This window comes from Sunxiuqinia sp. A32, from assembly GCF_052690465.1.
Genome location: NZ_JBQYLI010000043.1, coordinates 1 through 964, shown reverse-complemented (window position 1 = coordinate 964; position 964 = coordinate 1). Strand labels below are relative to the sequence as shown.

Genomic DNA, 964 nt, shown 5'->3' with positions numbered 1-964 from the left:
CCTGTCCGAAGGACACGGAACTGCGATGCGAGAATCCGCAGTTGGCGTACCACCAAACCCCGCCCTGCAATATGTACATTGTTATAGCCAGTTTTTTATTTTTTAAATTCAAATATTCTGCATTATTCGATTGTTTCTTATGATTTTATAAACATAAGAGAGTATGATGACTACTGCAAAGACAATAAGAATCCCATTAAATTTCATTTCGTTTTTTAATACAATCAAATCTATCAATGGTAAAATGATAATTATCCCCAAAATCCAGTTGGGAATAATATAGCCAACTCTAATTTTTTGATTTTCAATAATTCCCACAATTCTCAATGGAAACCAAGTCCTTGTCGAAAATATTTTACTTGATGGAATTATTTCAAATTTATCTCCGTTGATTTTTCCAGTAAATACTCCTTTTCTTGACTGCTTAAAATCTCTATAGAATGCCTTTGTGAAAAATGCAAAGGGAAAAATATGCATGGATTGTTGATTTAAGTCTACAAGCCTCTCATTTAATGATTTTTCAAATGAGGCTTTTCCTTTTGTCAATGATATTTCATTATTAAAAACATTCATTTTTTAAACCTCTCTTCAATATTGAACAGAATTTCACAGTCACAATATCCTCCTTGTTCTCTAAACCAGTCGAATATTTTTTCATTTACTATATTTTTTGATTTTAGAAATTCCCCTGTCAATTGGTAATCGTGGTTACAATCTCTTTCGCCAAGTTCACTATCTAAAAAGTCAAACAGCTCAAGAATTATATCCTTGTCTATGGGTAGATTATTTAAGAACTTTTCTTGTTCTTTTTGAGCTAATTCTCGATGAAGCTTTTTCCTTCTTTCTTTTTCTGCTTTTGTTGGCATATCTTTTTTTCAAAATTGGCTATAACGGCAGTCTGTCTAAAAACCAGTTCCGGGGGATCTTGTTTTTAGCAGGCATAGCTTAATTAAGGGTTGTTTTT

At 32.0% G+C, this 964-nt stretch carries 2 protein-coding genes; both read right to left on the bottom strand.

Features of this window, described 5'->3' with window-relative positions:
* Positions 1–108 precede the first annotated feature (108 nt).
* A complete protein-coding gene (locus ACUNWD_RS20755) occupies positions 109–573 on the bottom strand; it encodes a hypothetical protein (RefSeq protein ID WP_445589786.1) in 465 nt (154 codons plus the stop codon).
* On the bottom strand, positions 570–866 hold the full coding sequence (locus tag ACUNWD_RS20750) for a DUF2695 domain-containing protein (RefSeq protein WP_445589785.1): 297 nt from the start codon (positions 864–866) through the stop codon (positions 570–572). Before ACUNWD_RS20750 ends, ACUNWD_RS20755 begins: the two co-directional genes overlap by 4 nt.
* Between the last annotated feature and the right edge of the window lie 98 nt (positions 867–964).

Excerpts from the sequence above, each read along its gene's own strand:
- ACUNWD_RS20755 (WP_445589786.1), bottom strand. The coding sequence starts at position 573 with ATGAATGTTTTTAATAATGAAATATCATTGACAAAAGGAAAAGCCTCA.
- ACUNWD_RS20750 (WP_445589785.1), bottom strand. The coding sequence starts at position 866 with ATGCCAACAAAAGCAGAAAAAGAAAGAAGGAAAAAGCTTCATCGAGAA.